General features: G+C 53.6%; 6 protein-coding genes and 2 rRNA genes. 6 read left to right on the top strand and 2 right to left on the bottom strand.

What is annotated here, in order from left to right; all coding sequences use genetic code 11:
* Both FJU30_RS19590 and rrf read left to right on the top strand, forming a co-directional pair.
* A 23S ribosomal RNA gene (locus tag FJU30_RS19590) occupies positions 1-83 on the top strand; the annotation flags it as partial.
* 113 nt (positions 84-196) lie between these two features.
* A 5S ribosomal RNA gene (gene rrf / locus FJU30_RS19585) occupies positions 197-312 on the top strand.
* Between the two features lie 99 nt (positions 313-411).
* Here rrf and mobB read toward each other — a convergent pair.
* Positions 412-948 (bottom strand): molybdopterin-guanine dinucleotide biosynthesis protein MobB, encoded by a 537-nt coding sequence (gene mobB, locus FJU30_RS19580; RefSeq protein WP_150436651.1) that lies wholly within the window; start codon positions 946-948, stop codon positions 412-414.
* Positions 933-1,499 carry a molybdenum cofactor guanylyltransferase MobA gene (gene mobA, locus FJU30_RS19575; protein ID WP_150436650.1) on the bottom strand — a complete coding sequence of 189 codons (567 nt, stop codon included), beginning with the start codon at positions 1,497-1,499 and terminating at the stop codon, positions 933-935. The genes mobB and mobA overlap by 16 nt, the downstream gene beginning before the upstream one ends.
* 124 nt (positions 1,500-1,623) lie before the next feature.
* On the opposite strand from mobA, the gene FJU30_RS19570 reads away from it, so the two are divergent.
* From FJU30_RS19570 to polA, 4 genes are all read left to right on the top strand, one after another.
* Positions 1,624-1,893, top strand: coding sequence for a YihD family protein (locus tag FJU30_RS19570; protein WP_150436649.1), 270 nt, complete (start codon positions 1,624-1,626; stop codon positions 1,891-1,893).
* A 71-nt stretch (positions 1,894-1,964) separates the two neighbouring features.
* The gene (locus FJU30_RS19565) at positions 1,965-2,960 is read left to right on the top strand and encodes a serine/threonine protein kinase (RefSeq protein ID WP_395858573.1); all 996 of its coding nucleotides are present in this window, start codon (positions 1,965-1,967) and stop codon (positions 2,958-2,960) included.
* 22 nt (positions 2,961-2,982) lie between these two features.
* On the top strand, positions 2,983-3,606 hold the full coding sequence (gene dsbA / locus FJU30_RS19560; RefSeq protein WP_150436647.1) for a thiol:disulfide interchange protein DsbA: 624 nt from the start codon (positions 2,983-2,985) through the stop codon (positions 3,604-3,606).
* A 369-nt stretch (positions 3,607-3,975) separates the two neighbouring features.
* Positions 3,976-6,762 carry a DNA polymerase I gene (gene polA, locus FJU30_RS19555; RefSeq protein WP_150436646.1) on the top strand — a complete coding sequence of 929 codons (2,787 nt, stop codon included), beginning with the start codon at positions 3,976-3,978 and terminating at the stop codon, positions 6,760-6,762.
* Positions 6,763-6,911 lie beyond the last annotated feature (149 nt).

Raw genomic sequence — 6,911 nt, 5'->3', positions numbered from 1 at the left:
GACGACGACGTTGATAGGCCGGATGTGTAAGTGCAGCGATGCATTGAGCTGACCGGTACTAATGACCCGAGAGGCTTAACCTTACAACACCGAAGGTGTTTTGAGAGAGAAGAGAGCAGGGATTTTAGCTTGTTCACAGGATTGGTTCTGTGCGTGGGGCGTGAGAGCGCGGACGTGCGGGATGAAACAGAATTTGCCTGGCGGCGACAGCGCGGTGGTCCCACCTGACCCCATGCCGAACTCAGAAGTGAAACGCCGCAGCGCCGATGGTAGTGTGGGGCCTCCCCATGCGAGAGTAGGGCACTGCCAGGCATCAAATAAGGAAGAAGCCCTGTGCGCAAGCGCAGGGCTTTTTGCTGTGCGCGAGCCGGGGAAAACGGGCGGCGAGCGGGGCCGGTCGCCTGGCGGACCTCAGGGTGTCTGACGGCGCAGCCAGGCGGCAATAAAGGCGGCGACCTGCGGCCCGTCGCAGATATCCAGCCAGGGGAGCCCGCAGGGACAGGGCTCATCGCTGACGATGGCCAGGGTATGGTCATCGTCGGGCAGGCCGCTGAATGGCCGGCCGGCCGCGGCGCGGTACAGCAGAAGCTTCGCTACCGCCTCATGCTTAAAACCCTCAACAAGGATCAGATCCAGCCGGCTGGTATCCATACGGCTGGCGAGCCAGTGAAGATCGGGCTCCTGCTGATGCGGGGTTTCGGTCATTAGCGCCCAGCGCTGGTTGCCTGCCACCATGGTCTGCAGCGCGCCGGCCTTGCGTAATTCGTAGCTGTCCTTACCCGGCGTATCGATATCCATCTGATGATGGGTGTGTTTGATCAATCCGATACGAATGCCCTGGCGGGTTAAAATGGGGATCACTTTTTTGAGCAGCGTGGTCTTGCCGGTACCGCTATACGCCACTATCGCCAGCATAGGCACGCCGGGTTTCTCTATGTTACTGACCATTGTTTAAGATCTTCTGGTGTATTGAAATTGCGAAACGCGTCCGCTTGATCGGCAAAAGACACCGGTCGTGCGTTAATGCGTTCGAGAAACAGCATTAATTTTCGATCGCCCTGGCGGAGATAGTCTTCCAGCATGCCGCTGACGCGAGTGTGCAGCAACAATAAGGTTGGATGGCTGCGTACGCCGTCGGTGGCATAGGCCGCCGGCGCGTCACTTTTGCCGGCCCACAGACGCGTGACTAAATCCAACGGCAGCGCCGGAACATCGCAGGGCACGCAGACAACCCACTCGCTTTTCGCCGCTTGCAGCCCGGCATGAATGCCGGCGAGCGGTCCGGCAAATCCTTCGTACTGATCGCGAATAGTGCGCAGCCCGCTGCGCCGATAGCTGGCGATATTGCGATTGGCGCTAATGATGACTTCATCAACCTGTGGCAAAAAACGCGTAAGGACATGTTTATACAAGGGCTCGCCGGCAAGCAGCTGCAGTCCTTTATCCTGACCGCCCATTCTGGATGACTGGCCGCCGGCTAAAATAACGCCTGTTAACATGAGATGCCCCAGGGTTTATCAAAATATTAGTTATTTTCTAATAAGTCTGGTGAAAAACAAGCGCTTTCATACTCCACCCGGGCCTGTTATTTTTGTCACTGTGTTTGCTTTTAAGGACAAGACAATGAAATGTCATCGCGTTAATGAACTGATTGAATTACTGCATCCCGCCTGGCAGAAGGAACCCGATCTGAATCTGGTTCAGTTTTTACAAAAGCTGGCGCAGGAGGCTGGATTTGCCGGGGAACTGGCGGAGCTGACGGATGATATCCTGATTTATCATCTGAAGATGCGCGATATGGATAAACAGCAGGTTATTCCCGGAATTAAAAAGGATTACGAAGAGGATTTCAAAACCGCCATCCTGCGCGCCCGCGGCGTCATCAAAGATTAGTGAACATCGTTGATGAACGCTGACTCAGAAAGAAACATTTTTAGTTGCTTATCCGCAGCAGTTACTGGCAAATGGTCATTATGAACAGTTCAGCTTTTAATTTTCAGACGCTGTTTCCTGAATTAATCATGGATGCTGTCCAGGAAACCGGGCTGATCGTCGATTCAGGCCTGACGGCGCTAAACAGTTACGAGAACCGGGTCTATCAGTTCAGTGATGAAGATCGTAACCGCTATGTGGTTAAGTTTTACCGGCCGGAGCGCTGGAGCGCGGCGCAGATCGAGGAAGAACATACCTTTGCCTTTGATCTGGTCGCGGATGATATTCCGGTTGTCGCGCCGCTGCGGCTGCGGGAAAAAAGTCTGCACGTATATCAGGATTTCTGCTTTGCCGTATACCCCAGCGTGGGCGCCCGCGCCTATGAGATGGATAACGAAGAACAAATGGAGTGGACCGGGCGCTATCTGGGGCGTTTTCATCAAACGGCGGTTAAACGACAATTTATCGTCCGCCCAACCATCGGGCTGCCCGAGTATTTGCTTGAGCCGCGGGAAGTACTGGCCGCCACGTCGTTAATACCGCAGCGACTGCGCGAAGGCTTCATGCTCAGTGTCGATGCGTTAATTCAGGCCGTTCAGGCGGTATGGCGCAGCGACTGGCGGACGTTGCGTTTACATGGCGACTGTCACCCCGGGAATATTTTGTGGCGTGACGGGCCGGTTTTTGTCGATTTAGACGATGCGCGGCATGGACCCGCCGTGCAGGATTTATGGATGTTGCTGCACGGCGAGCGACAGGACCAGCGCATTCAGCTGGACATTTTGCTGGAGGCCTATAATGAATTTGGCTCATTCGATATGCGTGAGCTGGATCTAATCGAGCCGCTGCGCGCCATGCGCATGCTGTATTATCTGGCGTGGGTGGTGAGGCGCTGGCAGGATCCTGCTTTTCCCCGGAGTTTCCCGTGGATGACCGATGAAGATTTCTGGTCGCGGCAGATATCAATTTTTACTGAACAGGTGAGACTGTTGCAAGATCCTCCGTTACAGTTAGCACCAATGTACTGACGTTAAACAGAGAGAGTATGGTATGAAAAAAGTATGGTTTGCGCTGGCTGGCATCCTCCTGGCGTTTAGTGCTTCAGCGGCGCAGTTTACCGAGGGCAAGCAATATATCGATCTGAACCGGCCGGCGACGCAACAGCCCCAGGTGCTGGAGTTCTTCTCTTTTTATTGCCCGCACTGCTATCAGTTTTCCGAGATTTATCATATTCCTCAGGCGGTAGAAAAATCTCTGCCGGCCGGCGTGAAAATGACCAGATATCACGTTGAGTTTCTTGGCCCGCTGGGCAAAGAATTAACTCAGGCGTGGGCTGTAGCAATAGCGTTAGGCGTAGAAGATAAAGTCAGCTCTCCGCTGTTCGACGCCGTACAGAAAAAACTAACGATTCAACGGTCTGAAGATATTCGCCAGGTATTTCTTGATTCAGGCGTTAGCGCTGAGGAGTATGACGGCGCGCTGAATAGCTTTGTGGTGAAATCGCTGGTTGTACAACAGGAAAAAGCGGCGGCTGACTTACAGTTGCGCGGCGTGCCGGCCATGTTCGTGAATGGCAAATATATGATCAAAGGTGACGGGTTTGATACCAGTTCGAGGGACATCTACGTTAAACAGTATGCTGACGTGGTGAACTATCTGCTTGGTCTGAAATAAGACGTAGCCCGAAAACGCCGGTAATTACCGGCGTTTTTTTTCCCTCATTCGCTTTTATTTTTTTGCATCACTGCTTTACGGCTGATTAAACAATAAAGGCCTATCCACAAAAACAATGATATTTTTCTGACAAGGAAAACTGCAGAAAAAACAATCAATGTATTGATATTTAATAATAAAATAAATATTAATATTGATTTCTTCGCCTGATTATAATTTGATTGTATTTTTATACACAAAGTTATCCACAGGGTGAGCCGGCGCGATGCGCCGTGCAAAAAACGCCCGTCTCTTGCGTTAGCGTTCGTCTCTTTACGTCAGCTATGGCATCCTTAGTACCCCGACTGGCAACAACGATCATGACAGGCTATGGCTAAGATTGCAGAAAATCCTTTAATTCTGGTAGACGGTTCCTCCTATCTGTACCGTGCGTACCACGCGTTTCCTCCTCTCACCAACAGTGCGGGTGAACCCACTGGCGCTATGTATGGTGTGCTGAATATGTTGCGCAGCCTGTTGCTGCAATATCATCCCAGCCATGTTGCCGTCGTTTTCGATGCCAAAGGGAAAACGTTTCGTGATGAGCTGTTTGAGAACTACAAAGCGCACCGGCCGCCGATGCCGGACGATCTTCGCGCTCAGATAGTGCCGTTGCACGACATGGTCAGGGCGATGGGGCTGCCCCTGCTGGCGGTTTCCGGCGTGGAGGCTGACGATGTCATCGGGACATTAGCGCTACAGGCGGAAAAAGCCGGGCTGTCGGTGCTGATCAGCACCGGCGATAAAGACATGGCGCAGTTGGTGACGCCCAACATCACGCTGATTAATACCATGAATAATACGGTTCTTGGGCCGCAGGAAGTCTGTGATAAATATGGTATTCCACCGGAACTGATGATTGATTTTCTCGCGCTGATGGGAGACGCCTCGGACAATATTCCCGGCGTGCCCGGCGTGGGCGAAAAGACCGCTCAGGCGCTGCTTCAGGGCGTGGGCGGGCTGGATACGATTTACGCCAGCCTGGATCAGATCGCCGGGCTCTCCTTCCGCGGCGCGAAGACCATGGCGCCGAAGCTTGAGCAGCATAAGGAGGTCGCCTACCTCTCTTATCAACTGGCGACCATCAAAACGGATGTCGAACTGGAACTGACCTGTGAGCAACTGACGGTCAGCGAACCCAATGTGGAAGAACTTCACTCGTTGTTCGGTCGCTATGAATTTAAACGCTGGTTATCCGATCTCGAGTCGGGGAGATGGCTACAGGCGAAAAAAGGCGGCGCACCGGCTCAGTCGTCTAACGTCGCTGCGCCGGTCGACGATGACGAGCCGCAGGCGACGGCGCTGTCAGCCGAGGGCTATGTCACCATTCTGGATGAGCCGACGTTAATGACGTGGATTGAGCGGCTGAAAAAGGCGAAGGTATTTGCCTTCGATACGGAAACCGATAGCCTGGATACGATCAGCACCAACCTGATTGGTATCTCCTTTGCCGTTACGCCCGGTGAAGCGGCCTATCTGCCATTGGCCCATGATTATCTTGATGCGCCGCCGCAGCTGGATCGGGACCTGGTTCTGGCGTTGTTCAAACCGCTGCTGGAAGACGAGACGCTGCTTAAAGTCGGGCAGAATCTCAAGTTCGATCGCGGCGTTCTGCTGCGCTATGGCATTGAACTGCGCGGCATCGCTTTCGACACCATGCTGGAGTCCTACGTGTTGGACAGCGTGGCCGGGCGGCACGATATGGATAGCCTGTCGGCGCGGTATCTTAAGCACACCACCATTACCTTCGAAGAGATTGCCGGCAAAGGTAAAGGCCAGTTGACGTTTAATCAGATTGCGCTGGAGCAGGCATCGCCCTATGCCGCGGAAGATGCCGACGTTACGCTGCGCCTGCATGAAAACATGTGGGCTAAATTACAGCAAAGCGACGACCTGCGTCGGGTCTTTCAGGACATCGATATGCCGCTGGTGCCGGTGTTGTCGCGTATGGAGCGTACAGGCGTGCTCATCGATCCGTCTATTCTGGCGCAGCACTCGCGCGAATTGACCGCCCGACTGGCCGAACTGGAAGTCGGTGCGTACGAACTGGCCGGCGAAGAGTTCAACCTTTCTTCGCCCAAACAGCTCCAGGCTATTTTGTACGATAAGCAGAAGCTGCCGGTCCTGAAAAAAACGCCGAAAGGCGCGCCATCGACCAACGAAGAGGTGCTGGCCGAGCTGGCGCTGGATTACCCGTTGCCGAAGCTGCTGCTGGAGTATCGCGGTCTGGCTAAGCTGAAATCGACCTACACCGATAAACTGCCGCAGATGATCAATCCGCTGACCAAAAGGGTGCACACCTCTTATCATCAGGCGGTGACGGCTACCGGACGGCTGTCGTCCAGCGATCCCAACCTGCAAAATATTCCGGTGCGCAATGATGAAGGCCGCCGTATCCGCCAGGCGTTTATTGCGCCGGACGAGTACTGCATCCTGGCCGCGGACTACTCTCAGATCGAACTGCGCATTATGGCTCACCTGTCGCGCGATAAAGGGTTATTAGACGCTTTTGCCGAAGGGCTGGATATTCACCGGGCAACCGCCGCCGAGGTGTTTGGTCAGCCGCTGGATAAGGTGACGTCGGAACAGCGGCGTAGCGCAAAGGCGATTAACTTCGGGCTGATTTACGGCATGAGCGCCTTCGGCCTGGCCCGTCAGCTGAATATCCCGCGCAATGAGGCGCAGAAGTATATGAACCTCTATTTCGAGCGTTATCCGGGCGTACAGGACTATATGGAAAGAACTCGCCAGCAGGCGGCGGAGCAGGGTTACGTTTCGACGCTGGATGGCCGACGGCTCTATCTGCCCGACATCACATCGCGCAATGTTATGAGTCGTAAGGCGGCCGAGCGCGCCGCCATCAACGCGCCGATGCAAGGTACGGCGGCGGATATTATTAAACGCGCCATGATCGCTATTGATGGCTGGCTACTGCGGGATCAGCCACGGGTGAATATGATCATGCAGGTACACGATGAGCTGGTGTTTGAAGTGCATGAGTCGGCTCTGGATGAATCCAGGGAGAAAATCAAAACGTTAATGGAAAGCAGTCTGCAGCTGGCCGTGCCGTTGCGGGTTGATATCGGCACCGGTGAAAACTGGGATCAGGCGCACTAAGCGGGCGATAAGTTGTTCTTTTTTTGTAATTTAGCAACATGATAATGTGATGCAGTTTAACTTTATCCACAATGAAGCAAAATTTTTGTGTAAGTAAACTACAAAAAAACTTTTTTCTGGCGAAAAAATGAGGTAAAGTGAAGTTGTAG

This window comes from Affinibrenneria salicis (assembly GCF_008710095.1).
This window is presented reverse-complemented; position numbering and strand designations above follow the sequence as displayed.